This is a genomic window from Bradyrhizobium sp. Ce-3, from assembly GCF_022835695.1.
Taxonomy (GTDB): Bacteria; Pseudomonadota; Alphaproteobacteria; order Rhizobiales; family Xanthobacteraceae; genus Bradyrhizobium.
This window is the reverse complement of record NZ_BQUV01000008.1, coordinates 349836-376143: the sequence shown is the minus strand read 5'-3', so window position 1 is coordinate 376143 and position 26308 is coordinate 349836. Positions and strand designations below refer to the sequence as shown.

At 64.8% G+C, this 26308-nt stretch carries 26 protein-coding genes; 16 read left to right on the top strand and 10 right to left on the bottom strand.

Translation table 11 applies throughout. From position 1 onward, the window contains the following. Positions 1–25: 25 nt before the first annotated feature. Both BRSPCE3_RS27340 and BRSPCE3_RS27335 read right to left on the bottom strand, forming a co-directional pair. Positions 26–724, bottom strand: coding sequence for a pirin family protein (locus BRSPCE3_RS27340; RefSeq protein ID WP_244069426.1), 699 nt, complete (start codon positions 722–724; stop codon positions 26–28). Between the two features lie 72 nt (positions 725–796). After that, positions 797–1549 carry an SDR family NAD(P)-dependent oxidoreductase gene (locus BRSPCE3_RS27335; protein ID WP_244069424.1) on the bottom strand — a complete coding sequence of 251 codons (753 nt, stop codon included), beginning with the start codon at positions 1547–1549 and terminating at the stop codon, positions 797–799. Positions 1550–1677: 128 nt separating this feature from the next. On the opposite strand from BRSPCE3_RS27335, the gene BRSPCE3_RS27330 reads away from it, so the two are divergent. The 4 genes from BRSPCE3_RS27330 to BRSPCE3_RS27315 all read left to right on the top strand — a co-directional run bounded on the left by BRSPCE3_RS27330 (position 1678) and on the right by BRSPCE3_RS27315 (position 6903). Beyond that, positions 1678–2592, top strand: coding sequence for a LysR family transcriptional regulator (locus BRSPCE3_RS27330; RefSeq protein ID WP_244069422.1), 915 nt, complete (start codon positions 1678–1680; stop codon positions 2590–2592). Positions 2593–2782: 190 nt separating this feature from the next. After that, positions 2783–5242, top strand: a complete 2460-nt coding sequence (locus tag BRSPCE3_RS27325; protein ID WP_244069421.1) for a hypothetical protein — start codon at positions 2783–2785, stop codon at positions 5240–5242. Positions 5243–5407: 165 nt separating this feature from the next. Beyond that, entirely contained in the window at positions 5408–6397 is a 990-nt protein-coding gene (locus BRSPCE3_RS27320) for a tripartite tricarboxylate transporter substrate binding protein (RefSeq protein ID WP_244069420.1), read from the top strand. Between the two features lie 131 nt (positions 6398–6528). After that, positions 6529–6903, top strand: a complete 375-nt coding sequence (locus tag BRSPCE3_RS27315; protein ID WP_244069419.1) for a hypothetical protein — start codon at positions 6529–6531, stop codon at positions 6901–6903. Between the two features lie 3 nt (positions 6904–6906). On the opposite strand, the gene BRSPCE3_RS27310 is transcribed toward BRSPCE3_RS27315, so the two are convergent. From BRSPCE3_RS27310 to BRSPCE3_RS27295, 4 genes are all read right to left on the bottom strand, one after another. Next, on the bottom strand, positions 6907–7392 hold the full coding sequence (locus BRSPCE3_RS27310; RefSeq protein ID WP_244069418.1) for a YbaK/EbsC family protein: 486 nt from the start codon (positions 7390–7392) through the stop codon (positions 6907–6909). Positions 7393–7412: 20 nt separating this feature from the next. Beyond that, a complete protein-coding gene (locus BRSPCE3_RS27305) occupies positions 7413–8156 on the bottom strand; it encodes a haloacid dehalogenase type II (RefSeq protein ID WP_244069416.1) in 744 nt (247 codons plus the stop codon). Beyond that, positions 8153–8995 (bottom strand): dienelactone hydrolase family protein, encoded by an 843-nt coding sequence (locus BRSPCE3_RS27300; RefSeq protein WP_244069414.1) that lies wholly within the window; start codon positions 8993–8995, stop codon positions 8153–8155. The genes BRSPCE3_RS27305 and BRSPCE3_RS27300 overlap by 4 nt, the downstream gene beginning before the upstream one ends. Positions 8996–9139: 144 nt before the next feature. Then, positions 9140–10024 (bottom strand): amidohydrolase family protein, encoded by an 885-nt coding sequence (locus BRSPCE3_RS27295; protein WP_244069413.1) that lies wholly within the window; start codon positions 10022–10024, stop codon positions 9140–9142. Positions 10025–10499: 475 nt separating this feature from the next. Here BRSPCE3_RS27295 and ykgO point away from each other — a divergent pair, with 475 nt between their 5' ends. Then, entirely contained in the window at positions 10500–10625 is a 126-nt protein-coding gene (gene ykgO, locus BRSPCE3_RS27290; RefSeq protein WP_002718645.1) for a type B 50S ribosomal protein L36, read from the top strand. 125 nt (positions 10626–10750) lie between these two features. Next, complete coding sequence (locus BRSPCE3_RS27285; protein WP_244069412.1) at positions 10751–11422, top strand: tetratricopeptide repeat protein; 672 nt, start codon at positions 10751–10753, stop codon at positions 11420–11422. Between the two features lie 99 nt (positions 11423–11521). Here the strand turns inward: BRSPCE3_RS27285 and BRSPCE3_RS27280 are convergent, their stop codons facing one another. Next, positions 11522–11698: a hypothetical protein gene (locus tag BRSPCE3_RS27280; RefSeq protein WP_167350153.1), complete on the bottom strand. Its 177-nt coding sequence runs from the start codon at positions 11696–11698 to the stop codon at positions 11522–11524. 360 nt (positions 11699–12058) lie between these two features. On the opposite strand from BRSPCE3_RS27280, the gene BRSPCE3_RS27275 reads away from it, so the two are divergent. Together BRSPCE3_RS27275 and poxB are read left to right on the top strand one after the other, a co-directional pair. Then, positions 12059–13036, top strand: coding sequence for an alpha/beta fold hydrolase (locus BRSPCE3_RS27275; RefSeq protein ID WP_244069504.1), 978 nt, complete (start codon positions 12059–12061; stop codon positions 13034–13036). 83 nt (positions 13037–13119) lie between these two features. Next, complete coding sequence (gene poxB / locus BRSPCE3_RS27270) at positions 13120–14856, top strand: ubiquinone-dependent pyruvate dehydrogenase (protein WP_244069411.1); 1737 nt, start codon at positions 13120–13122, stop codon at positions 14854–14856. Positions 14857–14937: 81 nt separating this feature from the next. Here the strand turns inward: poxB and cycA are convergent, their stop codons facing one another. Then, the gene (gene cycA / locus BRSPCE3_RS27265; protein ID WP_244069409.1) at positions 14938–15330 is read right to left on the bottom strand and encodes a cytochrome c-550 CycA; all 393 of its coding nucleotides are present in this window, start codon (positions 15328–15330) and stop codon (positions 14938–14940) included. A 235-nt stretch (positions 15331–15565) separates the two neighbouring features. On the opposite strand from cycA, the gene BRSPCE3_RS27260 reads away from it, so the two are divergent. After that, positions 15566–17059: an FAD-linked oxidase C-terminal domain-containing protein gene (locus BRSPCE3_RS27260; RefSeq protein ID WP_244069407.1), complete on the top strand. Its 1494-nt coding sequence runs from the start codon at positions 15566–15568 to the stop codon at positions 17057–17059. Here BRSPCE3_RS27260 and BRSPCE3_RS27255 read toward each other — a convergent pair. Then, positions 17056–17469, bottom strand: coding sequence for a hypothetical protein (locus BRSPCE3_RS27255; RefSeq protein ID WP_244069406.1), 414 nt, complete (start codon positions 17467–17469; stop codon positions 17056–17058). The two genes, BRSPCE3_RS27260 and BRSPCE3_RS27255, sit on opposite strands and share 4 nt — an antisense overlap. A gap of 315 nt (positions 17470–17784) precedes the next feature. Between BRSPCE3_RS27255 and BRSPCE3_RS27250 the strand changes: the two genes are divergently transcribed. Beyond that, a complete protein-coding gene (locus BRSPCE3_RS27250) occupies positions 17785–18954 on the top strand; it encodes an acyltransferase (protein ID WP_244069405.1) in 1170 nt (389 codons plus the stop codon). 28 nt (positions 18955–18982) lie between these two features. Next, positions 18983–20245, top strand: coding sequence for an acyltransferase (locus tag BRSPCE3_RS27245; protein ID WP_244069403.1), 1263 nt, complete (start codon positions 18983–18985; stop codon positions 20243–20245). 55 nt (positions 20246–20300) lie between these two features. On the opposite strand, the gene BRSPCE3_RS27240 is transcribed toward BRSPCE3_RS27245, so the two are convergent. Next, positions 20301–20783, bottom strand: coding sequence for a putative quinol monooxygenase (locus BRSPCE3_RS27240; protein WP_244069402.1), 483 nt, complete (start codon positions 20781–20783; stop codon positions 20301–20303). A gap of 192 nt (positions 20784–20975) precedes the next feature. Between BRSPCE3_RS27240 and BRSPCE3_RS27235 the strand changes: the two genes are divergently transcribed. From BRSPCE3_RS27235 to BRSPCE3_RS27215, 5 genes are all read left to right on the top strand, one after another. Next, positions 20976–21665 carry a helix-turn-helix transcriptional regulator gene (locus tag BRSPCE3_RS27235; RefSeq protein WP_244069401.1) on the top strand — a complete coding sequence of 230 codons (690 nt, stop codon included), beginning with the start codon at positions 20976–20978 and terminating at the stop codon, positions 21663–21665. Between the two features lie 32 nt (positions 21666–21697). Then, on the top strand, positions 21698–22936 hold the full coding sequence (locus BRSPCE3_RS27230; RefSeq protein WP_244069400.1) for an FAD-binding protein: 1239 nt from the start codon (positions 21698–21700) through the stop codon (positions 22934–22936). Beyond that, complete coding sequence (gene glcF / locus BRSPCE3_RS27225) at positions 22933–24249, top strand: glycolate oxidase subunit GlcF (protein ID WP_244069398.1); 1317 nt, start codon at positions 22933–22935, stop codon at positions 24247–24249. Before BRSPCE3_RS27230 ends, glcF begins: the two co-directional genes overlap by 4 nt. A 245-nt stretch (positions 24250–24494) precedes the next feature. Further along, complete coding sequence (locus tag BRSPCE3_RS27220) at positions 24495–24908, top strand: histone (protein WP_244069396.1); 414 nt, start codon at positions 24495–24497, stop codon at positions 24906–24908. Positions 24909–25312: 404 nt separating this feature from the next. Continuing rightward, positions 25313–26308 carry a TorF family putative porin gene (locus BRSPCE3_RS27215; protein WP_244069395.1) on the top strand — a complete coding sequence of 332 codons (996 nt, stop codon included), beginning with the start codon at positions 25313–25315 and terminating at the stop codon, positions 26306–26308.

Sequence of the window (26308 nt, the reverse complement as noted above, 5' to 3'; positions counted from 1 at the left end):
TCCGCGCATGCAGGGTGAGTGGTGATCAGGCCGCGTCGACCAGCACGAGCTCGGCATCCTCGAGCGCGGTGATCTTCAGTCTGGCCTCGTCGCGGATCGCGGCACCGTCGCGTGCATTGACGCGCACGCCGTTGACCTCGATGCTGCCGGCCGCCGGCACCAGATAGAGGTGACGGGCCTTGTCGGCGGTGTATTCCGCGCTCTCGCCGGCCTTCAGCGTGGTGGCGAGCACCCGCGCGTCGGCGCGGATCGGCAGCGCGTCGTCGTCGCCGTCGATACCGGAGGCGATGGTGACGAGCTTGCCGGAGCGGTCCGCCTTCGGGAACGGCTTGGAGCCCCAGGTCGGCTGGCCGCCCTTGGTCGTCGGCTCGATCCAGATCTGGAAGATCTTGGTCTTCGCCGGCTCCAGATTGTACTCGGAGTGACGGATGCCGCTGCCGGCGCTCATCACCTGCACGTCGCCGGCTTCGGTGCGTCCCTTGTTGCCGAGCGAGTCCTGGTGGGTGATCGCGCCTTCGCGAACATAGGTGATGATTTCCATGTTGGCATGCGGATGCGCCGGGAAGCCGGAGTTGGGCGCGATCTCGTCGTCATTCCAGACGCGCAGTGCGCCGTGGCTGACATTGGCGGGATCGTAGTAGCTCGCAAACGAGAAGTGATGCTTGGCTTTCAGCCAACCGTGGTCGGCACCGCCGAGCGTTGCGAATGGTTTCAGTTCGATCATGGTCATTCCCCTTGATTTGGATGTTGCAGGCAGGCCGGGCGCTGATGCCCGGCGTCTCCATCAATTTCGCGATCAGGCGCCGAAGCCGCCGTCGACGTTGAGCACGGTGCCGGTCACGAAGGACGCTTCCGGGCTGGCCAGGAACACGACCCCCGCCGCGACTTCCTCCGGGCGGCCGAAGCGCTGCAGCGCGTGCTGCAAGCGTTGCGTTTCGGCAAACTCGCCGCCGTCCTTCGGGTTCATGTCGGTGTCGATCGAGCCCGGCTGGACCACGTTGACGGTGATGCCGCGCGGTCCGAGGTCGCGCGCCGCGCCCTTGGTGTAACCGACGACGGCCGCCTTGCTGGCGACGTAGTCGGCAAGCCCGGGGAACGAGGCGCGATCCGCCAGCATCGAGCCGACGGTGACGATGCGGCCGCCTTCACCCATCAGCTTCGAGGCAGCGCGGATCGCGGTGATCACGCCGTCGACGTTGATGGCCTCCTGACGGGCGAGCGTCGCGGTGTCGGCCTTCGGATCGTCGACCGCACCGCCGGATGCGACACCGGCGTTGTTGACGAGGATGTCGAGCCGGCCAAAATCGCGGGCGACGCTCTTCACCAACTGATCGACATCGGATGACGAGGCCTGGTCAGCCTTGTAGGCGCGGGCATTGACGCCGTTGGCCTTCAACTCGGCAACCACGGCTTCGGCCTTTTCGGGAGAGGCGACGTAGCTGATCGCGACGTTGGCGCCCTCCGCAGCGAGCGCACGGGCGCTGGCCGCGCCGATGCCGCGTGAACCGCCGGTGATGAGAGCAACCTTGCCTGAGAGCTTCTTGGTCATTGGATTTCTCCATCAATTGGACTTGCGACTGGATTTGATGGCACTTGGATATGCCTCCGGCTGTGGTATAGAAATAGAAACTATTGAAACTCATTGTTTCCAATAATGAGCAAAGAGGACCGCGGCCCATGTCAAAACTGCCGGACTTCGAGGGGCTCGCGATCTTCGCGAAAGTCGTGGAATTACGGTCATTTGCGGCGGCGGCGACCGAGCTCTCGCTATCCAAGGCGACGGTGTCGAAGGCGGTCAGCCGGCTGGAGGAGCGGCTCGGCGCCCGGCTGTTCAATCGCACCTCGCGGCGGCTCGCGCTGACCGATGCCGGCCAGAAATTGTCGGAGCGCGCCGCGCGGCTGCTGGCCGATGGCGAGGCCGCCGAGAACGAGGCGCTGGCGCAGTCGACCACGCCGCGCGGTCTGGTGCGGCTCGCGGTGCCGATGAGCTTTGGCATCAAGACGGTGGCGCCGCTGCTGCCGGAATTCATGGAGGCCTATCCGGAAGTTGCGATCGACCTGCATCTGAGCGACGCCACCGTCGATCTGATCGGCGAAGGCTTCGATGCCGGCCTGCGCATCGCGCGGCTGCCGGATTCCTCGCTGATCGCGCGCCGGCTGTGCGGCATGCCCCGCTACACGGTGGCAGCGCCGTCCTACCTGAAGCGCTACGGCCGGCCGACCCATCCGATGCATCTCGCCGAGCACAAATGCTTCGGCTACGCCTATCTGTCGACCCAGGGCGTCTGGCACTACACCAACGCCTCCGGCGAGCAGGCGAGCGTGCGTCCCGCCGGCCAGCTGCGGGTCAACAATGGCGAAGCCGTGATGCCGGCGCTGCTCGCCGGTCTCGGCATCGCCGATCTGCCCGACTTCATCGTCGGCGATGCGATCGCGCGCGGCGAGGTCGAGGTGATTCTGAAGGGCTGGAAGCAGCCCGAGGGCGCGGTGCATCTCGTCACCCCGCCCGGCGGCCCGCGGCCCGCGCGCGTCGAGGTGCTGGCGGATTTCCTTGCCAGGCATTTCGCCAAGGGCCGCGCGCAGCGGAAATAGCGGGCCGCGCTCACCGGAAATATGAGACGGCCCACAGGCGGCCACGGCAGTCTCCGAGACCCGTCACATTCGTGTCATCCCTTTTAAATTGTATTAGTTGTGTGAACTAACCCACGATCGTGCACGGGCGCGATCGTCTATTTCTGTGTCCTGAACCCGTTGCCGCACAGCACATTTTCGGAGGAACCAGATGATTGACCTGACCAAGCATGATTTCACGTCGTTGTCGGTGAAGGACCTGCTCGATGCCCGCGAGGCCTATCATGTGCATCTGGCTCATCTGCAATCGGTCTACGCCACGGCGATCGGCCGCTACCTGATCCGGGACAACGACCGCAATGCGACCGAACGGCGGCACCATTCCAAGCCGCAGGCGCTCGGACCGCGCACGCTGTTCAATTCGTCGGTCAAGGACTGGTCGTGGCCTTGCATCCTGGTCTTCGTCCGCGACTGGATGAAGCGCTCCGACTTGAAGAACCATCCCGAGAAGCAGGACCAGCTGGTGCCGCCGTTCCTGTATTTGCCGGACGGCCGTGTCGTGCCGACCTGCGTGGTCAAGGTCGATCCGAACGAGAATAGCCCAGCTGCGGTCGACCCGCCGGTCTTCAAGAGCGATCTGGTCGGCGGCGGCTTCCCGGTCCAGACCATGATCCAGGGCAAGATCCATCGCGGCTCGATCGGCTGCCTCGTCACCAATGGCGAGACGGTGTTTGCGCTCTCCAACCGTCACGTGGTGGGCGCGGCCGGTCGCGAGATTTTCGCCGGCTTCAAGAACACCGAGCGCCGGCTTGGTGTCAGCGATGCGCTGCAACTCGGCAAGCGCGCCTTCAGCGAGGTCTATCCCGGCTGGCCGGGCTCGCGCGTGGTGGCCAATCTCGATGCCGGGCTGATCCGCGTCGACGACGTCAAGGGCTGGACTGCGCAGGTCTACGGCGTCGGCCAGGTCGGCGACGTCGTCGATCTCAATGTCGGCACCTTCCGCCTCGACATCATCGATCAGCCGCTGATCGCCTTCGGTGCGACCAGCGGATTGATGAAGGGCAAGATCATCGGCCTGTTCTATCGCTACAAGACCGTCGGCGGCATGGAATATGTCAGCGATTTCGTGATCGGTCCGCGCGACGGCGACACGCCGCTCAACAACTATCCCGGCGATTCCGGCACGGTCTGGTTTCTCGATGACCCCGACGCCAAGAAGAACGCCGGCGGCGCCCGCATCCTCAGTCCGTTGGCGCTCGAATGGGGCGGCCAGGAATTGTTCGGATCGGGCGGCAAGGTGCCGATGCAGGTCGCGCTCGGCATCTGCATGGCGACGCTGTGCCGCGAGCTCGATGTCGAGTTGATCGGCGACTGGAACGCCGGCCATACCGAGTATTGGGGCGAATGGGGACACGTCAAGATCGGCGCCTACGCGACCGGTCTGATCGATGCGAAGCTGCCCAAGCTCTCGGCCATGATGGACGCCAATTCCGACAATATCGGCCTCGACGACAAGCTGCTCCAGGACCTCAAGCCATATCAGCACGGCGCGTTCGCGCCGCTCGCCGACGTCGCCGATCTGGTCTGGCGCTTCACGCGGCACACTGATGAAAGCAACCATTTCGCCGACATGGACAAGCCGGGCAAGGACGGCAAGACGCTGCTGGATCTTTGCGCGGAGTCCACGCGCAACGTCGATCCGAAGGTCTGGAACGACTATTACGACGGGATCGGCGAGGACCGCCGCGGCGCGTTGCCGTTCCGGGTCTGGCAGATCTTCGACGAGATGGTCGAGTACGCCGCCGCCAACAAGAAGCTGGAGTTCGTCTGTGCCGCGGGCATCGTCGCGCATTACATCGGCGATGCCTGCCAGCCGCTGCACATCTCGCAATTCCACCACGGCCTCGATCCGAACGACAAGGCGCACGCCAAGGTGCACAGCGTGTACGAGACCACGATGATCGGCCGCCACGGCAAGGATCTCATCAAGATGATCCCCGATGCCCGGACCAGCGACGTCGCGGAGATTGCGCCGGGCGCAACGCCGACCGGCCGCGACGCTGCGGTCGCCGTGGTCGCGCTGATGCAGCGGACCGTGAAGCGGCTGCCGCCGATGACTATCGTCAACCTGTTCAATTCCCACATGGGCAGCGGCCAGGTCGAGGCGATGTGGCCGAAGCTGAAGGACGCTACTGCGGCCTGCATGCAGGACGGCGCCAAGACCCTGGCCCGGGTCTGGGAAGCGGCCTGGCGCGCCGGTGCGGGCGAGGATCGCGGGCAGGGCGGCAAGTTCGACCAGGGCAGCCTGAGCAAGCTCTACAACGACCCGAGCTTCCTGCCGGCGTATCAGCTTCAGCAACTCACGCTGGATTCCGACGATCATATCGTTCCGGTCGGCGGAAGCGGCGCGCGGCGCCGGAGCGCAACGACGGCCGGCCGATCGCGCCCGCAAGCCGCCGGCAAGGCGGCGAAGAAGGCAGCCAAGAAAGCGGCCAAGAAAGCGGCCAAGACTACCGCCAGGAGAGCCCCGAAGAAGGCGGTGGCGCGCAAGCGTCCGGCCGCAGCCGCCCCGGTTCGCCGCGCGGCCGCCAACAAGAAGACCGAGACCAAGCGCGGCGCGGCCAGGAAGCGGTCGGTTGGAAAGACGCGGAAGGCGGCGCGCAAGCATTAGGACCCGGCCGGCCGATCTCCCTCGTCGGTCAGTCCGCATCGGATGCGGCAGCGGGACGCTTGAGATCGGCGTCCCGCTCCTGCACGATGTGGCCAAGCTGCGGCTTTGACCGCGGCATCGCGATCGGTTGCGATCGCCAAAAAGATGCCTGGGGAGAAACTCTCGATGAACCGCCGCGAACTTTTGCGCGCTGCCGCCGCTTTGCCGCTCGCCCACAGCGTGCTCGCCAACGCCGCGCTTGCACAAGCTGCTTATCCCAACCGCAACATCACGATGATCGTGCCGTTTCCGGCCGGCGGCCAGGCCGACCTCGCGGCGCGGCCGGTGGCGCTGGCGCTCGAGCGCGTCCTCGGCAAGCCCGTGATCGTCGATAACCGTGCCGGCGGCGCCGGCGGATCGATCGGCAACGCGCAGGCCGCCCGCGCCGAGCCCGACGGCTATACGCTGCTGATGACGCTGTCCTCGCTCGCGGTGCTGCCGGAGGCGGACCGGCTGTTCGATCGTCCGGTTGCCTATGAGGTGTCGCAGTTCGCGCCGGTCGCGCGCGTGCTCGCCGACCCGACGCTGCTGGCTGTGCCGGCCTCGGCGCCCTGGAAGACGCTGCAGGAGTTCGTCGACGATGCGAAGCAGCGCCCGGGACAGATTCCCTACGGCTCGTCCGGCCCGTACGGCACGCTGCATGTCGCGATGGAGATGTTCGCCGCGAGCGCCGGAATCAAGCTGCTGCATATCCCGTTCCGCGGCGCGGGCCCCGCGCTCACCGCACTGCTGTCGGGCACCGTGCAAGCCCTGGCGTCGGCGCCGGGCACGCTCAAGCAGCAGGTCGAGGACGGCAAGATGCGCGTGCTCGCCAATTGGGGCGCCGAGCGGATCGCGAGCTTTCCCGATCTGCCGACTTTCAAGGAGCTCGGCTACAAGGATGTCGAGTTCTACATCTGGGCGGGATTGTTCGCGCAGTCGGCGCTTCCGGCGCCGATCATGACGCGGCTCCGCGCGGCGATGGCCGATGCGGTGAAGGCGCCCGAGGTGATCAGGACCTTCGAGACCGCCGGCAGTCCGGTTGCCTATCTGGACGCGCCGGAGTTTTCAAAATTTGTTGCAGACGACAGCGCGCGCTTGATCGCGGCGGTGAAGAAGATCGGCAAGGTCGAGTAGGGAACCGCGGCTTCACATTTAGTTGTCCGCAAGAACGATCCTTGGCCGTATTCATTTGCCAGTTTGAAGCAATCGCCGTGCGGGAACCCGCGCGTGCGCGGATCAAATCTAGTCGAATAAGGGCACTGGGCATGCAGACGCAGCGGATTGTCCTGAGCTTAGCGATCGCGATCGGCGGCTTTGGCGTCGTCTTTGGCGCTGCGGCGCCGGCGTCATCGCAGGAGTATCGCGGAACGTGGGAACAGCAGATGGCATGCACGCCCGACGTGATGCGCTTGTGCAGCGATCAGATTCCCGACACCAACCGGATCGTCGCCTGCCTCAGGCAGAACACCGCGCTGCTCGGCAGTTCCTGTCGTGCGGTGTTCGAGTCGAATGCGCAACAGCAGGCGCAGACGCAGGGCCGCGCACCGCAGCCGCCGACGATGCAGCGGCCGCGCGCACCGCAGCCGATGCAGCCGGCCCCGGTCGCGCCGCCGCGGCCGTCGCCCGATGATGACGACTAATCGCTAGGCGCCGACCTCTGTCGGAGCCTTGACTTCGCAGACATCGACCCATTCGGCCGCGGTCAATTCCGCCATTCTGTCTGGCGTGATGCGCACCGCGCTGTGGGTCGAGCCCGCGGCCGGCACCACGACGTCGAATGCCTTCAGCGACACGTCGCAATAGACCGGCAGCGGCGTCTTCAGCCCGAACGGGCAGACGCCGCCGACCTCGTGGCCGGTGATGTCGGCGACCTCGTCGAGGCCGAGCATCTTCGGCTTGCCGCCGAAGGCCGCCTTGACCTTCTTGTTGTCCATGCGCGACGTGCCGGCGGCGACGATCAGCACCACGCGATCGCCGACCCGCAGGCTCAGCGTCTTGGCGATCCGCGCCGGCTCGACGCCATAGGCCTCCGCCGCCAGCGCGACGGTCGCGGAGCTCACGGCGGATTCGATCACGGTGATATCGGGCGCCTTCTCGGCGAAGAAGGCGCGGACGGACTCGAGGCTCATACTATTCAGGACCTTGCTCGTCAGGATCTGGCGGACACCAGGGCAGGCAGCTCGGACAGACCGTGGATCCGGTGATCGGGCACGACGCCGAGCTCGTCCATCTGGGTACGCAGGGCCTTGAACATCGTCAATGGGGCGACCGTCTCGCTTTCGACGCAGGCCAGCGCCATCGCCTCCGGCGTCACCCGCTCGATCCAGGCGACATTGAGTCCAAATGACTTGGCGCCGCAGGCGTCCCATGGATTGGAGGAGATGAACAACACCTCCGCGGGCGGTACTTTCAGCACCTCCTCGATCAGCGTGTAGGCCTCAGGCGCCGGCTTGAACACCTTGTGCGCATCGACGCTGATGGTCGCATCGAGCAGGCGGTCGAGCCCCGAATTGCGCACCAGCGCGTTCAGCATGGCAGGGCTGCCGTTGGAGAGGATCGCGAGCTTCTTGTCCTTCATCGCCTCGAGCGCCGCAACCGCATCCGGATACAGCGCGAGATGCTGATACTTGTCGATGATGCGCGCGAAGGTCGCTTCGTCATATTGCAGGCCGAGACAGCGCAGCGTGTAGCCGAGGGAGTCGCGGGTCGCGACAGCGAAATCCTGGTAGCGCCGCATCAGCGTGCGCAGCCAGGAATATTCGAGCTGCTTGAGGCGCCAGACCTGGGTGATGATGTCGCCATAGCCGGGGAACGCATCCTCGGTGATTTCGGCCACCGACTGGACATCGTAGAGCGTGCCGTAGGCGTCGAAGACGATTGCCTTGATTGTCATTGTGATCTCTCTTGCCCGCCGATCGTCGAATACAGGAATTTCCTGAGTGCGTCGACGGATTGGTCCCGGGCGGCCTCGTTGAATTCGAGGTGATGACTGAGCATCTGCGCCGGCGTGCGATATTGCGGCACGTCAAAATCGTGATGGGCGCCCGGATAGACGATCAGTTCGATCGGATAGCCAAGGCCCTGCTGCCGCGAGATGCCGTCATCGTCACGGCCTTCCGCCAGGTTTCGGCACTCTTGCGCCGGCGTCCAGTCGTCGAGTTCGCCGACCATGATCAGGGTCGGCACGGTCATGTCGCCCTTGATGCCGAGGCAGCGCGGATAGAAGGCGACGGCAGCGCGGAATTTTTCCGTCGCGTTGACCTCGATCGCGCCGCGCTCGACCGAGAGCAGCGCAAGCCATCCGCCTTGCGAGAAGCCGATCACGGCAATGCGTGCCGGATCGACCAGGGATTGCTGGGTCAGGAAGCTCAGCGCGCGATAGGCGTCGTGAACCGTTGCGGCCGGGACACCGCCGGTGCAGGTGTCGCTGATGCCACGCGGGCCGAACCGGTCCACGGTGAGCGTGACATAGCCCCAGGCCGCGAGCCGTTTGCCCCAGCGTTCATCGAGTTCTCGCCATTGCCCGCTGCAGCCATGCAGCAACACCACGGCGGGCAGGAGACCCGGTCGCTCCGGCCGCCGCAACAGGCCCTGCAGTGGCTGCGCGTTGCTGAGCGGGCTTTCGAACTCGACCAAAGCGGCAGGTGCATCGGCCGCCGCCGCAGGCTTGCCGCCCGCGCTCCCGACCAGGAGCACGGCGAGGAGGGTGGCAAGTCCGGCCCGGTTCGTCATCGGCCGCCCCCGCAAGCGTGCGGCCGATGATACTCCCTTAGATCATGATGCGCTTCCACGGAATCGCATCATGATCTCATCTCTTTATTTGAATTTGGGCATGATCTTCCCGGAAAACCGCTTCACACTTTTCCGGATCATGCCCTAAATCCCCAAAATCTTGCGCGCGTTGGCCTTCAGGACCTTGGGGCGGATCTCCTCGCGGATGTCGAGTTCTGCAAAATCGGCGAGCCAGCGGTCCGGTGTGATCACCGGCCAGTCCGAGCCGAACAGCATCTTGTCCTGCAAAATCGAGTTGATGTAGCGCACCAGGATCGGCGGGAAATATTTCGGCGACCAGCCGGACAGGTCGATATAGACGTTCGGCTTGTGGGTCGCGACCGACAGCGCCTCTTCCTGCCAGGGGAAGGAGGGATGCGCGAGGATGATCTTGAGGTCGGGAAAATCCGCCGCGACGTCGTCCATGTACATCGGGTTGGAATATTTCAGCCGCATCCCCATGCCGCCCGGCATGCCCGAGCCGACGCCGGTCTGGCCGGTGTGGAACAGCGCGATCGCGCCGCCCTCATTGATCGCCTCATAGAGCGGATAGGCCATGCGGTCGTTAGCATAGAAGCCCTGCATGGTCGGATGGAATTTGAAGCCGCGGACGCCGTAGTCCTCGATCAGCTTGCGCGCCTCGCGCACGCCGAGCTTGCCCTTGTGCGGATCGATCGAGACGAACGGGATCAGCACGTCGAGATGATCGGAGGCGATCTCCAGCATCTCCTCATTTTTGTAGCGGCGGAAGCCGGTCTCGCGTTCGGCGTCGACCGGGAAGATCACCGCGGCGATGTTCTTGGCGCGGTAATACGCCGCGGTCTCCGGCACGGTCGGCGGATGCTGGTGCGGCGACTTGAAATAGTCGGCCATCTGCGCCTGGAAATCGTCATAGCCGTCGTCGCCATGCATGCCGCACGGTTCCTCGGCATGGGTGTGGATGTCGATCGCTACGACCTTTTCGATATCAGGCAGTTTGAGCTTGGGCATTGCGGCTTCCCCGGGGCGGCGTGGTTGTTGGTGATGGAAAATAATTATACTATATAACGATCTTCGCAAGCGGCCTGAAGGCTGGAAGGCACCCGCACGCGGCCGGCGCTCCATTCGGTCGCGAAGTCCCGTTTGGTCGGCGGACACGGGATACCGGGACCCCGGGGGGCCGATTCGGCCGCGATGAAACCCTCATCCGTCGCGACAGTGCGGCGGGGTCTTGCTACGGATCATCGCCACCGCCGCCGTTTCCGAAGCGATCTCAATGGAGTGGCTTGGCGGCGCGCGCCAATTCCGCGGCAGGGTATGGTCGAAAACCGGCCCATCTCGGTTGACATTTAACGGTCCGATGGCTTAGAACCCGCCCCGTCCCGGGCGGTAGGCCGCTTGTCGGGATAAATCCCATTTTGCCAGCTTTCGGCATTGATCAGGTACGGCCTCCAACACGGGCCTTTCGAAGTAACAGGATTGTCCCATGAAGGTCCGTAACTCGCTGAAGTCGCTGCGCGGCCGCCATCGCAACAACCGTCTGGTCCGCCGCAAGGGCCGCGTCTACGTGATCAACAAGGTCCAGCGCCGCTTCAAGGCGCGCCAGGGTTGATCGAGCAGGCTGATCCCGCGCGGATCGCCGGCTGATTCCGACTTTTCCTTCACAGGTCTTGTCCTTCACAGGTCTTTGACGCCGCGCTGCTTTGCAGTGCGGCGTTGTGCGTCTAGAGTTCGTCCATGGGATTCAACTTCCTTGGACTTGGCAACCGCCGGCTGGCGATCCTGATCGCCGCGCTTCTGGCCGGAGCTGTTTTGACTTTGCCTGTCGCCGCCGCTGCGCAGGATGATCCGCGGGTGGTCCCGCCGCCCAGGGCCCAGAAAAAGCTTCCGGAAGCCCCGACCAAGCTGCCAAAGGTTCCGGCCGATCGCACCCGCGGGCTGGATTTCCTGTTCGGCGCGCTGAAGGCCGCGCCCGATGAGGACAGCGCCCGTCATGTCGAGGCGCGGATCTGGGCGCTGTGGCTGCAAACCCCGAGCGATACCGCAGCGCTGCTGATGGTGCGCGCCAAGGCCGCGCTCGAGGCCCAGAATGTCGATGTGGCGTTGAAGCTGCTGGACGCGGTGATCAAGCTCCGGCCCGACTATGTCGAGGCCTGGAATCGGCGCGCGACGATCTACTACCTGAAGAACGACTACGTCCGTTCGCTGGGGGACCTGCAACAGGTCTTGACCCGCGAGCCCCGCCATTTCGGTGCGCTGGCAGGCGTCGGCATGATCATGCAGGACATGGGCGACGACAAACGCGCGCTGGACGCCTTCCGCAAGGCGCTGGCTGTCGATCCCTACCTCGAGAAGGTGCCGCAGATCGTCAAGCAGCTGACCGAGAAGGTCGAAGGCCGCGACATCTGATTTTGCGTACGATTGGTCGCGGACGCGATCCGATGGACGCGAGAGGGCACGTTGCTCGCGAGCTTGGTGCTTGCTCGCGATACGGTCCGGCGCAGGAGACTAGTGCAGGAACTTGCCGCGGGACGCACTGTCCTGGGCGATGGCAGCATAGAACTGCTGAAGCTCCGCCTCCAGGTGCTCGTTCACGAGCAACAATGCCTTCAGGGCGCCGCGCAGGTCGCCATTGCAACTCGCCACGATCTGGTCGATGGCCGCATCGCTAGGGTCGGAAATCATGGTACTCCTCCGATTACTTCCCGTTGAACTCGTCGTGCGGACGCGGGTTCCTGTGAATCTCGTGTACAAGTCCGATCGCGTCCCGGTCTGGATGTAGCCCCGCGTCTGATGGCGAAATTGCCACCGGCAATCTATGGAATTACTAATGACGGTGGGATGAACCCGCTATCCACAGGCTGGGCGCATTGTGGACAACTCCGCGCCGGGGTGGGAGCCGGGAAATCGACAATTGGCTTTCCGAACAAGAGCATGCCCGGGCAGGGGCCAAATTCATGCGAAACCTTGGTTCGGCTTCGTCGTAAATTTCAGGTGCCCAGAACACTTCAACTACCCAGGATCTTCCGGACCCCTTCGATGTTGATTGCGATTATTGCGCTGGCGGCTGCAGGGTTGGCGCTGGCGCTGGCGACACAGCTCGGCGTCCAGCTGATCCAGCGTGCCTTTCCGCCACGGGGCCGCATGGTCGATGTGGCCGGCGCGCGGCTGCATGTGGTCGAGCTCGGCCCGCGCGATGCCGCGGGGCCGCCGGTCGTGATGCTGCATGGCGCAAGCTCCAATCTGCGAGCGATGCAGCCGCTCGGCGATCGCATTGCCAAAACGAGGCGGGTGATCCTGATCGACCGGCCGGGCCACGGCTGGAGCACGCGCGAGCGCGTTGCGGATTCGACGCCGGCGATCCAGGGCCGCATGATCGTGGAGGCGCTGACCAAGATCGGCGTCGACCGGGCGATCGTGGTGGCGCATTCCTGGGCCGGGGCGCTCGCCCTGCGCATGGCACTCGATCATCCGGATCGTGTCGCGGGCCTCGTGCTGCTCGCGCCCGTCGCCTATCCCTGGCGTGGCGGCGCCGGCCGCACCAATGACGTGATCTCGACGCCGCTGATCGGCCCGTTGCTGGCGCACACCGTCACGCTGCCGCTCGGTTATCTCATCGCCAATTCGGGCGCCCGCGGCGTGTTCGCGCCGCAGCCGATGCCGGACGATTTTATCCGCGACAGCGAGACGTTGCTCCTGCTGCGGCCGCACGAATTCATCGCCAATGCGCGCGACCTCGTCACGCTGAAGGCTGCGGTGGTCGCGCAGGCCCCGCGTTATGCGGAAATCGCGGCACAGGTCACGATCATTTCGGGCGACGTCGACAAGACGGTCTCGACCGGCATCCATTCGCGGCCGCTTGCCGCGACGGCGCCGAACGCGAAGCTCATCGTGCTGCCCGGCGTCGGCCACATGGTGCAGTATGCCGCACCCGATCTTGTGGCATCCGAGATCGAGTTGATGGCCGGCAGGCCGATCCAACCGGCAGCAACAGCGGACAAGATCGCACCCGCGAATCTGTGATCCGGTGAGGCTTGCGCGGTTGCATCCTGCCGAACATCATGCGGCCGCGCGGTTCTACAGATCTCACCCAAAGGACAAGCCCCATGCGGATCGACAACATCGCCGACCTCATCGCCGAAACCCTTGCCCAGGCCGGTGTGAAGCGCATCTACGGTGTCGTCGGCGACAGTCTCAACGGCCTGACCGAGGCGTTGCGCAAGCGCGGGACGATCGACTGGCTGCATGTGCGCCACGAAGAGGTGGCGGCGTTCGCCGCCGCCGCCGAATCCCAGATCACGGGAGAGCTTGCGGTGTGTGCCGGCTCCTGCGGCCCGGGCAATCTGCATCTCATCAACGGCCTGTTCGACGCGCATCGCAGCCGCACGCCGGTGCTGGCGATCGCGGCGCAGATTCCGTCAGCCGAGATCGGCGGCGGCTATTTCCAGGAAACCCATCCGCAGGACCTGTTCCGCGAATGCAGCCATTATTGCGAACTGGTGTCGGATCCGGCGCAGCTGCCCTACATGCTGGAGAACGCGATCCGTGCCGCGGTCGGCAAGCGCGGCGTCGCCGTCCTGGTGCTGCCGGGCGACGTCGCGATGCGGACGGCGCCGAAGCGCGACATCGCGCCGAATGCCGGCCTGCTGCCGCCGGTGCCGGTGGTACGCCCGGCCGACGCCGAACTGAACGCGCTGGCCGCGCTGCTCAATGGCGCAAGGCGCGTCACGCTGTTCTGCGGCCGCGGCTGCGCCGGTGCGCATGACGGCCTGCTCAAGCTCGCCGAGACGCTGAAGAGCCCGATCGTGCATGCGCTCGGCGGCAAGGAATATGTCGAGTACGACAATCCCTACGACGTCGGGATGACGGGCTTCATCGGCTTCTCTTCCGGCTATGCCGCCATGCATGGCTGCGACGTGCTGCTGATGCTGGGTACCGACTTTCCCTACAAGCAGTTCTTCCCGACCGGCATCAACATCGCCCAGGTCGATCTCCGCCCGGAAAATCTCGGCCGTCGCTGCAAGCTCGACCTCGGCATCGTCGGCGACGTCGGCGAGACCATCGCCGCGCTGCTGCCGAAGCTGAATCCGAAGACCGATCGCAAGTTCCTCGACGCCAGCCTCGCGCATTACAAAGACGCCCGCGCCGGGCTCGACGATCTCGCCCGCGGCAAGCTGGGCCAGAAACCGATCCATCCGCAATATCTGGCGCGGCTGCTCAGCGAGCAGGCGAGCGAGGACGCGGTGTTCACCGCCGACGTCGGCACGCCGACGATCTGGGCCGCGCGCTACCTGAAAATGAATGGCCGCCGCCGGCTGGTCGGCTCCTGGGTGCACGGCTCGATGGCCAATGCGATGGCGCATGCGATCGGCGCGCAGGCGGCGCAGCCGGGACGGCAAGTGGTGTCGATGTCCGGCGACGGCGGCTTTGCCATGCTGATGGGCGATCTGATCACGCTGACCCAGGCCAAGTTGCCGGTGAAGGTCGTGATCTTCAACAACAGCGTGCTCGGCTTCGTGGCGCTGGAGATGAAGGCGGCCGGCTTCATCGAGACCGGGGTCGATCTGAAGAATCCGGATTTCGCGGCGATGGCCCGCGCGATGGGTATTCACGGCGTCAGGGTGGAGGATCCCGGCGAGCTCGAGGGCGCGATCCGCGACGTGCTCGCGCATGATGGCCCGGCGGTGCTCGACGTCGTCACCGCGACCCAGGAACTGTCGATGCCGCCGACCATCACGCTGGAGCAGGTCAAGGGCTTCAGCCTGTGGGTGCTGCGCGCCGTGATGAGCGGCCGCGGCGACGAGGTGGTCGATCTCGCCAAGACCAACCTGCTGCCGCGCTGATCGCAAATCAGAAAGCCGGAAGGGGATGGCGAAAAAAGCCATCCCCTTCCAACGTTCGCGGATGACGTCCGATACCGCCGATTACTTCTGCTTGCCGTCCTTGTCGAACGACGACACATAGGCCCACAGATTGTTGGCCTCGGTCTCGTTCTTGATGCCGGCGAAGGCCATCTTGGTGCCGGGGATCTTGGCCTTCGGATCCTTGATGTATTCGAGGAACTGATCCTTGTTCCAGGTGATGCCCGAATTCTTGTTGGCATCGGAATAATTGTAGTCCGGCGCGGTGCCGGAGTGGCGGCCGTCGAGGCCGTTGAGCTCGGGGCCGACCTTGTTCTTGGCGCCTTCGCCGATCGCGTGGCAGGCGAGGCACTTGTTGAACGAGGTCTTGCCGGCGGCGGCATCCTGCGCCAGCGCGGAGGATACAGTGGCCAGCGATGTGACGACCGCCAGCGCGCTCAAGGTCTTTAGGTTCATGGGGTTCTCTTCGTTTCGTCCCGGGAGGCAGTGATCGTTTGTGGCATGTCCGGCTTGGACAGGACAAGCCACGAAACTTTGACAGGTTTCATGGCTGCCCGCTTGTCCGAGAGAGAACTCGCCCTTGCGGTGCGAGGCAATCCGACCTTCGGCCGGCTCACTGAAACAGGTGCAGACCTGCTTGATTTGTCGTAACAAATCGGCAAAGCGCGCAGAGCGCTCCGAGGGAACACCAATGTCCATCATGATGCCGGCGGCCGATCAGGCCGTCCTTGCCCGCCGCACTGAGATCGTGGCCGCCTTGCGTGCCATCGTCCCGGGCGAGGGCGTGATCGACAGCGCCGCCGAGATGCTGGCCTATGAATCCGACGGCCTGACCGCCTACCGGCAGCCGCCGATGGTCGTGGTGCTGCCCGATACCACCGAGCAGGTCGCAAAGGTCCTCAAATATTGCCAGCAGGAGGGCATCAAGGTGGTGCCGCGCGGCTCCGGCACCTCGCTGTCCGGCGGCGCGCTGCCGCTTGCCGACGGCGTGCTGCTCGGGCTCGGCAAGTTCAAGCGGATTCGCGAGATTGACTTCGACAACCGCGCGGTTGTCACCGAGCCCGGCGTCACCAACCTCGCGATCAGCCAGGCGGTCGCCCATGCCGGCTTCTATTACGCGCCCGATCCGTCGTCGCAGATCGCCTGCTCGATCGGCGGCAATGTCGCGGAGAATTCCGGCGGCGTGCACTGCCTGAAATACGGCATGACCACCAACAATGTGCTGGGCTGCGAGATCGTGCTGATGTCGGGCGAGATCCTGCGCATCGGCGGCAAGTCAGCCGAGAACGCCGGCTACGATCTGATGGGGATCATCACCGGCTCGGAGGGGCTGCTCGGCGTCATCACCGAGATCACGGTGCGCATCCTGCAGAAGCCGGAGACGGCGCGTGCGCTGATGGTCGGCTTTGCCGAGGTCGAGGCCGCCGGCGAGTGCGTCGCGCGGATCATCGGCGCCGGCATCATCCCGGGCGGCATGGAGATGATGGACAAGCCGGCGATCCACGCCGCGGAAGCCTTCGTCCATGCCGGCTATCCGCTCGACGTCGAGGCGCTCCTGATCATCGAGCTCGACGGTCCGCAGGTCGAGGTTGACGAATTGATCACGCGGGTCGAGAGCCTTGCCAAGGGCTGCGGCTCGGTGACGCTGCAGATCTCCAATTCGGAAGCCGAGCGCAATCTGTTCTGGGCCGGCCGCAAGGCCGCTTTCCCCGCGGTCGGACGCATCTCGCCGGACTATCTCTGCATGGACGGCACCATCCCGCGCGGCGCGCTGCCGAAGGCGCTGGCGCGGATCCGCGAACTCTCGGAGAAATATGGCCTCGGCGTCGCCAACGTGTTCCACGCCGGCGACGGCAATCTGCACCCGTTGATCCTCTACGATGCCAACAGACCGGGCGAGATCGAGAAGGCGGAGGCGTTCGGCGCCGACATCCTGCGCTGCTGCGTCGAGCTTGGCGGCGTGCTGACCGGCGAGCATGGCGTCGGCATCGAGAAGCGCGACCTGATGCCGGAGATGTTCACCGAGATCGACCTCAGCCAGCAGCAGCGGCTGAAATGCGCGTTCGATGCCGAGGGCCTGCTCAACCCCGGCAAGGTGTTCCCCACCTTGCACCGTTGTGCCGAGCTCGGCCGCGTCCATGTCCACGCCGGCAAGCTGGCCTTCCCGGATATCCCGCGGTTCTAGTACCGTCGCAGCAGGCCGCGCGTCACGCTGGCCTCGCCGTAATCGGCGCAGGCTCCTTCCGGGTCCTGGATCAACTCCGCTCGGACCTGCTTGAAGGTCTGGCCGGCCGCCTCGGCAACCTCGGGGCGGTATCTGCTCTCTTCGTAGCGGTTGCCGTCGTTGGCCTTGATGGCCGCGTCGAAGGCGTTGATCATTGCCATCGCGGCATCCGGGCTGCCGAGAAGTCTGGCGCCGAGCTGGACGCCGCCGGCCCCATCGGCCTCATAGCCGGTGCATCGTTGTTCGAGCACCGCGGCCGCGGTGACGAGTTGCTCGAGGAATGCCGCCTCGGCGTCGGTCAGTATTGCGGCGCGAGCCCGCTCCGGCGCGATCATCGAGAGCAGGACGATGGCGATCAGCTTGATGTTCATCGTGGCGGCTCTCCCCGCGGCCGTTGCGCCGCGAACAAATCACCGGTTGCCGAATGACGATAACCAGTCTGCTTTAGAGCATCGGGAGCCACGTCAGCTATTGGCCCCAAGGCCAACATGCATCGCGCGCGTCCTGGCGCCTCGATCGATACATTTCGACCGATCGTGCTAGTCAGCCGATAACCTTAACCGATGCTTGCCGCGACGGCCGTGGCGCGCCGTCGCGCGTCGCTGCAATTCCGCCAGGGACCATTTACACGGCCTTCAGCTGTTCTTCGGTATTTTCGAGAGATGCGCGTCTTCGGAAACACATCGATGCCGAGCCTGGCCGACCAGCTGGCGCTTTCGCGCAATCGGCCCGCGGGTTTCGACTACATGCGGATCGTGCTGGCGTCGACGATCATCTGCCTGCACAGCGCCAACGTGACGCTCGGGCTCGGCCGGGCGCTGGAAATCCAGAGCACGCTTCGGATCGGCATCGCGATGATCCTGGCACTGTTCTTTGCCCTGAGCGGCTTCCTGGTGACGGCGAGCCTGTTGCGATGCAGGAGCCTGATTTCCTTCCTCGGCCTGCGCGTGCTTCGGATCGGGCCCGCGCTTGCGGTCGAGACGACGCTGTCGGCCGTCATCATCGGCTCGCTGTTCACCGAACTGCCATTGGCGCAGTATCTCGCCGACCCGAAGTTCCACGCCTATTTCCTCAACATCGTCGGCGACATCCATTACGAGCTGCCGGGCGTCTTCCTGCACAATCCGCTGCCGGACGTGGTGAATGCCCAGCTCTGGACCGTGCCGTATGAGCTCTGGTGCTACGTCATCCTGGCGCTGCTCGCGGTGGCCACGATCTGCTTCAACCGGGTGGCCTACCTTGTCTTCCTGGTGATCGCCCAGATCGGGCTGGTCGGCTACGACCTCTACCGCTGGGACGAGGTGCCGATCCAGCTTCGCCCGCATCTCCTGGTGTTCTGCTTCCTCGCCGGCGTCGGCTTCTATCTCTGGCGCGACAAGGTGCCGTTCAACCGGACCGTCTGCCTGCTGGCACTGGTGCTGTGCGCCGCCGGGATGGCCACCGGGCGCGGCGATGCGCTGGCTCCGGTGCCGGCCGCCTATGTCGCGTGCTATCTCGGCCTGATGAATCCGCGGCGAAGCTGGATCGTGTCGTCAGGCGATTACTCCTACGGGCTCTATCTCTATGGCTTCGTCATCCAGCAATGCATTGCCGCGTTTGGCCCGCCGGTTCAGCACTGGTACCTGAACATCCTGATCAGCCTGCCGCTCGCCTTCGGCATCGCCATCGCGTCCTGGCATCTCGTCGAAAAGCATGCGCTGCGGCTCAGGGCTGCCGTCGAGCGGTTGGAAGCCGCGATGCTCTCCAGGATTTCGATCCTCGGCTTCCGGCGCCGGGGCGAACAAACCGAGCGACAGGCTGTCGTCCAGCCGGGGGCGATCAATCCAGTTCGATCGATCGTCCTCTCCGGCCGATAGCCTTAACCATTGCTTGCTGCGAATTCGCTTGCGTGTCGACTGGATTGAGCATGCACCGGTTTGCGCGTTATCCGTTCATGCCCCGTTAGTTCATTGCTGGATAGTTTCTGATCACGTAGTTGTCTCGAAAGCGCAGTGCGAACCCATGTTCAGCCTGGCCGATCAGTTGGCTCTTTCGCGCTATCGGCCCGCAGGCTTCGACTATCTGCGGCTCGCGCTGGCGGCCAGCATCATCTGCCTGCACAGTGCGAGCGTCGTCTTCGGAAGCGACCGGGCGATGGAGATCCTGGGCCATATCCGCATCGGGTGCGCGATGGTCCTTGCGCTGTTCTTCGCCCTGAGCGGATTTCTGGTGACGGCGAGCTTGCTGAGGTGCAAGAGCCTGATTTCATTTCTCGGCCTGCGCGTGCTTCGCATCGTGCCCGCGCTCGCGGTCGAGACCACACTCTCGGCCATCATCATCGGCCCGATCTTCACGGCGCTTCCCCTCGCGCAGTATTTCGCCGACCCGAAATTCTATGCCTATTTTCACAATATCGTCGGCGACGTCCACTATCAGCTTCCGGGCGTCTTTCTGAGCAATCCTGTGCCTCTTTCGGTGAATGCGCAGCTTTGGACGGTGCCATTTGAGCTGTGGTGCTACGTGATCCTGGCGCTGCTCGCGGTGACCGCGATCTGCTTCAACAGGGTGCTGTATCTCGCGTTTCTGGTGTTCGCCCAGATCGGTTTCGCCTGCCACGATATCTACCATTCGGACGTGCACTATATTCACCTTCGTCCGCCGCTGCTCGTGTTCTGCTTCCTTGCAGGGGTCGGCTTCTATCTCTGGCGCGACAAGGTCCCGTTCAACCGCACCGCGTTCCTGCTCGCGCTGACGCTTTGCGCGGCCGGGATGGCCACTGGATGCACCGACGCGTTGATCGTCGGACCCGTCGCATATGTCGCGTGCTATCTGGGGCTCATGAACCCGCGGCGAAGCTGGATCGTGTCATCCGGCGACTACTCGTACGGGATGTATCTCTACGGGGTCGTCGTCCAGCAGAGCGTTGCGGCGTTGGGCCCCCCGGTTCAGCATTGGTATCTGAACATCCTGATCAGCCTGCCGATTGCCTTCGGCGTCGCGTTCGTGTCCTGGCATCTGGTCGAGAAGCATGCGCTTCGGCTCAGGACGCAGCTCGAGCAGATCGAGGTGGCGGTGCTCTCCCGGATATCGATCGCAGCCTTTTGGCGTCAATCGCCCGAGCGGATCGAGTTGGGTGCAACGCTCGGCAGCAGCCGCGCGCCGGTCTGATATTCCACCGGAGGGGGAGGACCTGCGCCACAAGCCCTCCCCGCGTCGTCGTCGGTCAGAGCAGCGTGTATTGCGTCCGTTCGCGCCTGGCGAGCAGCGGCAGCGCCTGCTCCGCGATGTAGGTCTTGAAGGCGGCGCTGTCCGAATGCGCCTTGAACGCGGCTTCGTCCTGGAACAATTCGTAGAACAGGAATTGCGCCGGATTGTCCTTGCCGCGGCCGATCAGGAACAGCTTTGTGCCAGGGTCCTTCTGCGCCTCGGGCAGGAAGCCGTCGAGAATCGCCGCGACCTTGTCGGCCTGTCCTTCCTTGGCTTCCCATTGCGCCACGACCAAAAGGCCTGACGTGTTGATCGCATCGCTGATGGTTCGTGTGCTCATCGCATAGTGCTTCATTGGCATTCCTCCGTTGCTTTGCTCCGATCGAGCTTGCGATCCGGCCCAGGGCGAGACGCCGGCGATCGCCATGATGGCGAACGAGCCGATGGCCGATCGCCGGGTGAGCATCATCGTCGTGGTCGTGACTTCCGAACGCTTCATGATCGCCTCCAGGTGAACTGCGCCAACCGTCCTGCCGGCCGAACCGCAACGCGACAGATAGTGGATCGTGCCGCGCGCTCGGTTAGGCGGCGGTCGAAGTGTCGATGTCGTGAACATTTCGATCATGATCGAAGCGTTACGGAGGAGCGTCGTGCGACAAACGGATGACAAAGATCGATGCAGGAGCCGGCCATGCAGACCATTGCACCAGAGCTCGCCGAACTCGCCGCGCTGATCGCCGATCCCGGCCGGGCCGGCATCCTGTCGCGGCTGATGGACGGGCGCGCGCAGACCGCAAGCGAACTGGCGCTGGTCGCCGGCGTCACGCCGCAGACGGCAAGCTGGCATCTTTCGAAGCTGGTCGAGCGCGCGCTGCTCAAGGTCGAGCGGCGCGGCCCGCGCCGCCTCTACCGGCTGGCCACCCCGCTGGTTGCGCAGATGCTCGAGGGCATGATGACGGTTGCGGCGATCGATCCGCATCCCGCCCGGCCGCCGCCGCGGATCGATGCGGAGATGCGCCGGGCCCGGACCTGCTACGACCACCTTGCCGGCGAGCTCGGCGTCGCCGTCGCCGACGCGATGCGGGAGCGCGGCCACCTCCACCTCGATCAGGAGGCCGGCGAGCTGACCGCGTCGGGCCGCGCCTTGCTCGGCGATCTCGGCATCGATCTGCGTGCGCCGGCGCGGGGCCGCCGGCTGTTGTGCCGGCCCTGTCTCGACTGGAGCGAGCGGCGTCCGCATCTGGCCGGGCGGGCAGGGGCCGCGGTTGCCGACCTCGCGTTGCAGCGCGACTGGATCCGGCGCCGGCCGCAGGGCCGTTCCGTCGAGATCACCGAGGCAGGGCTTGCGGCATTCAGGGATTTGTTCGGCGCGCGCATTTGATTTCGGAGCCAAATTTCGTTACCGGCTAGCGGGTGGAAACGCTCAAAGTCAGAGACGTCAAGGACGTCGAAGAGGTGGTGCGCGCGGCGATCGCGAGCGAGCAGCCCCTTGAGGTCATTGGTCATGGATCAAAGCGCGCCATCGGCCATCCGATGGCGACCAATGCGGTGCTCGACGTCTCGGTTCTGAACGCGGTCACCGCCTATGAGCCGAACGAGCTGATCATCACCGTGCAGGCCGGCGCGCCGCTCGCCGACGTGCAATCCCTGATCGATGCCAAGAACCAGCAATTCGCCTTCGAGCCGATGGATACATCGGTGCTGCTCGGCACCGCCGGAGCCGGCACGATCGGCGGCATGATCGGTGCCGGCCTTGCCGGTCCCCGCCGCATCAAGGCCGGCGGCGCCCGCGACCATCTGCTCGGGGCGCACGCGGTGTCCGGGTTCGGCGACAGCTTCAAGACCGGCGGGCGGGTGGTGAAGAACGTCACCGGCTACGATCTCTGCAAGCTGCTCACCGGTTCCTGGGGCACGCTCGCGGTCATGACCGAGGTGACGCTGAAGGTCATGCCGAAGCCGGAGGCCGAGCGGACGCTGGTGCTGCGCGGGCTCGACGACGTCACCGCCAACACGGCAATGACGGCGGCGCTGGGCTCGCCCTTCGACGTCTCGGGCGCGGCGCATCTGCCGGGTTCGGCGCTGCGGCTTGGAACCGGCGCGCTCGCCGGCCTCGCAGCCTCCGGCCAGCCGGTGACGCTGGTGCGGCTCGAGGGGATTTCAGCGTCGGCGGCACATCGCGCGGCGTCGCTGAGCCAGACCCTCTCGTCCTATGGAACGGTCGACAGCCTGGCTGACGACGCCTCGGTCGCGATCTGGAGCGAGTTGCGCGACGTGGCGCCGTTCGCGGCAAACGGCGCGCTCGGCGCCTGGCCGGTATGGCGCATCGTTTGCCCGCCGGCCGCCGGCGGCGCGCTGGGCCAGGCGCTGGCGCGCGCCACCGGTGGCGACGTGATCTATGATTGGGGCGGCGGGCTGATCTGGGCCGCGGTGCCGCAGAGCGCCGACGCCCAGGCCACGCTGGTCCGCGGCGAGGTCGAGGCGATCGGCGGGCACGCCACCTTGATCCGCGGCAGCGAGGATGTGCGCCGCGCGGTCGACGTGTTCCAGCCGCAGCCGGCCGGGCTTGCCGCACTCGGCGAACGCATCAGGGCGAGCTTCGATCCGAGGTCGATCCTCAATCGCGGCCGGATGATTCGAGGCGGGGGCGCATGAAGACCGAGTTTAGCCTGGCGCAGCTTGCCGATCCCGACATCCAGGAAGCCGACAAGATCCTGCGCGCCTGCGTGCATTGCGGCTTTTGCACCGCGACCTGCCCGACCTATGTGCTGCTCGGCGACGAGCTCGATAGCCCGCGCGGCCGCATCTACCTGATCAAGGAGATGCTGGAGAGGGACACGCCGCCGACGGCGGACGTGGTCAAGCATATCGACCGCTGCCTGTCGTGCCTCGCCTGCATGACCACCTGTCCCTCGGGCGTGAACTACATGCACCTCGTCGACCAGGCCCGGGTCCGGATCGAGCGGGACTACCAACGTCCGCTGACCGAGCGGCTGCTGCGGTCGGTGCTCGCCTACGTGCTGCCGCGGCCGGGCCTGTTCCGGATCAGCATGATCCTGGCCGGGCTCGCCCGTCCGTTCACGGCGCTGCTGCCGACGCCGTCGGTCGGCGCGGCAAGCCCCGGCCTGCTGCGGCGGATCAAGGCGATGCTGGCGCTGGCGCCGCGCGGGCTGCCGCAGCCGGGGCCGGCTGCGGGAACCGTGTTTGCGCCGATCGGCCGGCGGCGCGGCCGCGTCGCGCTGCTGCAGGGCTGCGCCCAGCAGGTGCTCGCGCCACGCATCAATCAGGCCGCGATCAACGTCCTGACCCGGCACGGCGTCGAGGTGGTGCTGGTCAAGGACGAGCAATGCTGCGGCGCGCTGACCCATCACATGGGACAGGACGGCGACGCGCTGGCGCGCGCACGCGGCAACGTCTCGGTGTGGCAAAGGGAAGCGGACCAGAACGGGCTCGACGCCATCCTGGTGACGACCTCGGGCTGTGGGACAGTTGTCAAAGACTACGGCTACCTGCTGCGCGAGGACAAAACATTCGCTGAAGCCGCCAAGCGAATCTCGGCGCTGGCAAAGGATATCACCGAGTATCTCGCTGGCCTCGAGCTCGCGCCTTCAACGCAGAAAGGCGACGTCACCGTCGCCTATCATTCAGCTTGTTCGTTGCAGCATGGGCAGAAAATCACTCAACTTCCGAAAGAATTGCTTTCCAAGAATGGATTCGTGGTGAAAGATGTGCCTGAGAGCCATTTGTGTTGCGGTTCGGCGGGGACCTACAACATTCTCCAGCCCGACATTGCGAGCAGATTGCGCGATCGCAAGGTCGCCAATATTGCGCTTGTCAAACCGGACATGATCGCTGCGGGCAATATTGGCTGCATGGTTCAGATTGCCGGCGGTACGTCAGTTCCTGTGGTGCACACGATTGAGCTTCTCGATTGGGCGACAGGAGGTCCCCGGCCAGGATTGAATTGATCGACTGCCATTCGAGCATGATCCGGACCTCAACCTTGCCCTGACGCAAAGTGTCTCCTGACGCAAAGTGTCTGACGCAGTGTGAAGGACCGGCGCTTCCTCAGCCACAGACGCGAAGCGATCGCGCGGCCATCATGCCCGACAAGCGAAGTGGAGGCTGTCTCTTCCGAGGTGCAGCCAAGGTTCGGCAAGCGATCACTTCAATGCGCCCGGTGGACTCACATAGCGGCAACAGGAGGACCACGATGGCGAAGGCGAAGAAGGCGAAGAAAAGCAAGAAGGCCAAAAAGGCCAAGAAGGCGGTAGCGGCGAAGAAGAAGTCCGCGAAGAAGTCGGCCAAGAAGGCTGCGAAGAAGTCTGCCAAGAAATCGGCGAAGAAATCGGCCAAGAAATCCGCAAAGAAATCGGCGAAGAAGTCAGCCAAGAAGGCTGCAAAGAAGGCCGCTCCGAAGAAGGCCGCGCCCAAGAAGGCCGCAAAGAAAGCCGCCAAGAAGGCTGCCAAGGCGAGCGCACCGAAGAAGGCCGCCGCGCCGAAGCCGGCCGCCCCGGTCGCTGCACCTCCGGCGCCCGAGCCGGCTCCGCAGCCGGCTCCAAGCTGGGCCACGCCGAGCCACGAACCGGCGCCGAGCTGGGGCACCTCAGAGGGCGAGCACCACTAACCGAAACTGAACCGGTTCAACCGATCGAAGCCGCAGCGGACGCCGCTGCGGCTTTTTCCGTGCCGGCGGCAGCCCGTGTCTCGTGCCGGCAGTCCGTGGTCTTGCGGGCATGGCGATTCGCGCCGGCGCTTGGTGATCCGGCCAGCTGTGGCTCGTCGCCAGCGCCGGATGAGCGGTTCAACCCGTACGGGAGCTTCCGGCTTGTTGTGCAAATGCAACACCCGCAAATCAACATGCGACAAGATCGCTAGAACGCCTAAAAAGTCGGCACATGCATGTCTTTTTGGCTTCACGGTACCGTGCACGGGCCTCAGATTGATCCACGCGATTTAGTTGCAGTCCGTTATCGCACGCCCTGGGGGCCACCGGAGCTGGGCTGTCTGGAACAGTAGATGGGGATCGTCATGAAGAAACTGGCTTTGTTAGCAACGGCGCTAGCAATGATTTCGAGCTCGGCAATGGCAGCTGACATGGCGGTGAAGGCCGTCAAGGCGCCGCCGCCGGCTCCGTTCGACCCGTGGGACATCGCCTTCGGCGCAGGCATCATGAGCGACTACATCTTCCGCGGCGTCACCCAGTCGAACCACAATCCGTCGGTCACCGCCTATTTCGAGCCGCGTTACAACGTCAGCAAGGACCTGCAGCTCTACGTCGGTACGTCGACCGAAAGCATCTCCTTCGCCAACCGCGCGGCGGCTGAAGTCGACGTCTACGGCGGTATCCGCCCGACCTTCGGCGCCTTCGCCTTCGACATCGGTGTCTGGGGTTACCTGTATCCGGGTGGAACCTGCTACTACGGCGGCGGTGCCGTGGCCGACTTCGCCGGCAATCCGCTGAGCGCCGAGTGCCAGGCCAATACCCTCACCAACCTCGCCGTCATGAAGAAGGACGTCTCGTTCTTCGAAGTCTATGGCAAGGCGACCTGGACCATCAACGACAACTGGGCGTTCACCATCAACGAGTACTACTCGCCGAACTTCCTCAACACCGGCGCCTGGGGCAACTACTCGTCGATCATCGGCAAGTACACCGCGCCCAGCACCGTGTTCGGTTCGAGCGGCGTCGGCATGTATGTGTCGGGTGAGTTCGGTCGGCAGTGGCTCGGCACCTCCGACAGCTTCTACGGCGTCCCGGCGTTCCCGAACGGCATCAAGTATGCCGACTACAACACCTGGAACATCGGCATCGGCTTCACCTACAAGGTGTTCACGCTCGATCTGCGCTACTCCGACACCGACATGTCGAAGGGTGATTGCTCTGCCTTCACCAGCGACTTCACCGCCGGCGGAACCACTGCGGTCACCCCGATCAATCCGGGTGGCACGAGCTCCAATTGGTGCGGCGCGGCGGGTATCGCCAAGCTCTCGGTCGACCTGACCGCGATGTCCAACCTGAAGTAA

What these genes read in the sequence shown, in the direction of transcription:
- BRSPCE3_RS27340 (WP_244069426.1), bottom strand. Translation starts at nt 724, where the DNA reads ATGATCGAACTGAAACCATTCGCAACGCTCGGCGGTGCCGACCACGGT.
- BRSPCE3_RS27335 (WP_244069424.1), bottom strand. Translation starts at nt 1,549, where the DNA reads ATGACCAAGAAGCTCTCAGGCAAGGTTGCTCTCATCACCGGCGGTTCA.
- BRSPCE3_RS27330 (WP_244069422.1), top strand. Translation starts at nt 1,678, where the DNA reads ATGTCAAAACTGCCGGACTTCGAGGGGCTCGCGATCTTCGCGAAAGTC.
- BRSPCE3_RS27325 (WP_244069421.1), top strand. Translation starts at nt 2,783, where the DNA reads ATGATTGACCTGACCAAGCATGATTTCACGTCGTTGTCGGTGAAGGAC.
- BRSPCE3_RS27320 (WP_244069420.1), top strand. Translation starts at nt 5,408, where the DNA reads ATGAACCGCCGCGAACTTTTGCGCGCTGCCGCCGCTTTGCCGCTCGCC.
- BRSPCE3_RS27315 (WP_244069419.1), top strand. Translation starts at nt 6,529, where the DNA reads ATGCAGACGCAGCGGATTGTCCTGAGCTTAGCGATCGCGATCGGCGGC.
- BRSPCE3_RS27310 (WP_244069418.1), bottom strand. Translation starts at nt 7,392, where the DNA reads ATGAGCCTCGAGTCCGTCCGCGCCTTCTTCGCCGAGAAGGCGCCCGAT.
- BRSPCE3_RS27305 (WP_244069416.1), bottom strand. Translation starts at nt 8,156, where the DNA reads ATGACAATCAAGGCAATCGTCTTCGACGCCTACGGCACGCTCTACGAT.
- BRSPCE3_RS27300 (WP_244069414.1), bottom strand. Translation starts at nt 8,995, where the DNA reads ATGACGAACCGGGCCGGACTTGCCACCCTCCTCGCCGTGCTCCTGGTC.
- BRSPCE3_RS27295 (WP_244069413.1), bottom strand. Translation starts at nt 10,024, where the DNA reads ATGCCCAAGCTCAAACTGCCTGATATCGAAAAGGTCGTAGCGATCGAC.
- ykgO (WP_002718645.1), top strand. Translation starts at nt 10,500, where the DNA reads ATGAAGGTCCGTAACTCGCTGAAGTCGCTGCGCGGCCGCCATCGCAAC.
- BRSPCE3_RS27285 (WP_244069412.1), top strand. Translation starts at nt 10,751, where the DNA reads ATGGGATTCAACTTCCTTGGACTTGGCAACCGCCGGCTGGCGATCCTG.
- BRSPCE3_RS27280 (WP_167350153.1), bottom strand. Translation starts at nt 11,698, where the DNA reads ATGATTTCCGACCCTAGCGATGCGGCCATCGACCAGATCGTGGCGAGT.
- poxB (WP_244069411.1), top strand. Translation starts at nt 13,120, where the DNA reads ATGCGGATCGACAACATCGCCGACCTCATCGCCGAAACCCTTGCCCAG.
- cycA (WP_244069409.1), bottom strand. Translation starts at nt 15,330, where the DNA reads ATGAACCTAAAGACCTTGAGCGCGCTGGCGGTCGTCACATCGCTGGCC.
- BRSPCE3_RS27260 (WP_244069407.1), top strand. Translation starts at nt 15,566, where the DNA reads ATGTCCATCATGATGCCGGCGGCCGATCAGGCCGTCCTTGCCCGCCGC.
- BRSPCE3_RS27255 (WP_244069406.1), bottom strand. Translation starts at nt 17,469, where the DNA reads ATGAACATCAAGCTGATCGCCATCGTCCTGCTCTCGATGATCGCGCCG.
- BRSPCE3_RS27250 (WP_244069405.1), top strand. Translation starts at nt 17,785, where the DNA reads ATGCCGAGCCTGGCCGACCAGCTGGCGCTTTCGCGCAATCGGCCCGCG.
- BRSPCE3_RS27240 (WP_244069402.1), bottom strand. Translation starts at nt 20,783, where the DNA reads ATGAAGCGTTCGGAAGTCACGACCACGACGATGATGCTCACCCGGCGA.
- BRSPCE3_RS27235 (WP_244069401.1), top strand. Translation starts at nt 20,976, where the DNA reads ATGCAGACCATTGCACCAGAGCTCGCCGAACTCGCCGCGCTGATCGCC.
- glcF (WP_244069398.1), top strand. Translation starts at nt 22,933, where the DNA reads ATGAAGACCGAGTTTAGCCTGGCGCAGCTTGCCGATCCCGACATCCAG.
- BRSPCE3_RS27220 (WP_244069396.1), top strand. Translation starts at nt 24,495, where the DNA reads ATGGCGAAGGCGAAGAAGGCGAAGAAAAGCAAGAAGGCCAAAAAGGCC.
- BRSPCE3_RS27215 (WP_244069395.1), top strand. Translation starts at nt 25,313, where the DNA reads ATGAAGAAACTGGCTTTGTTAGCAACGGCGCTAGCAATGATTTCGAGC.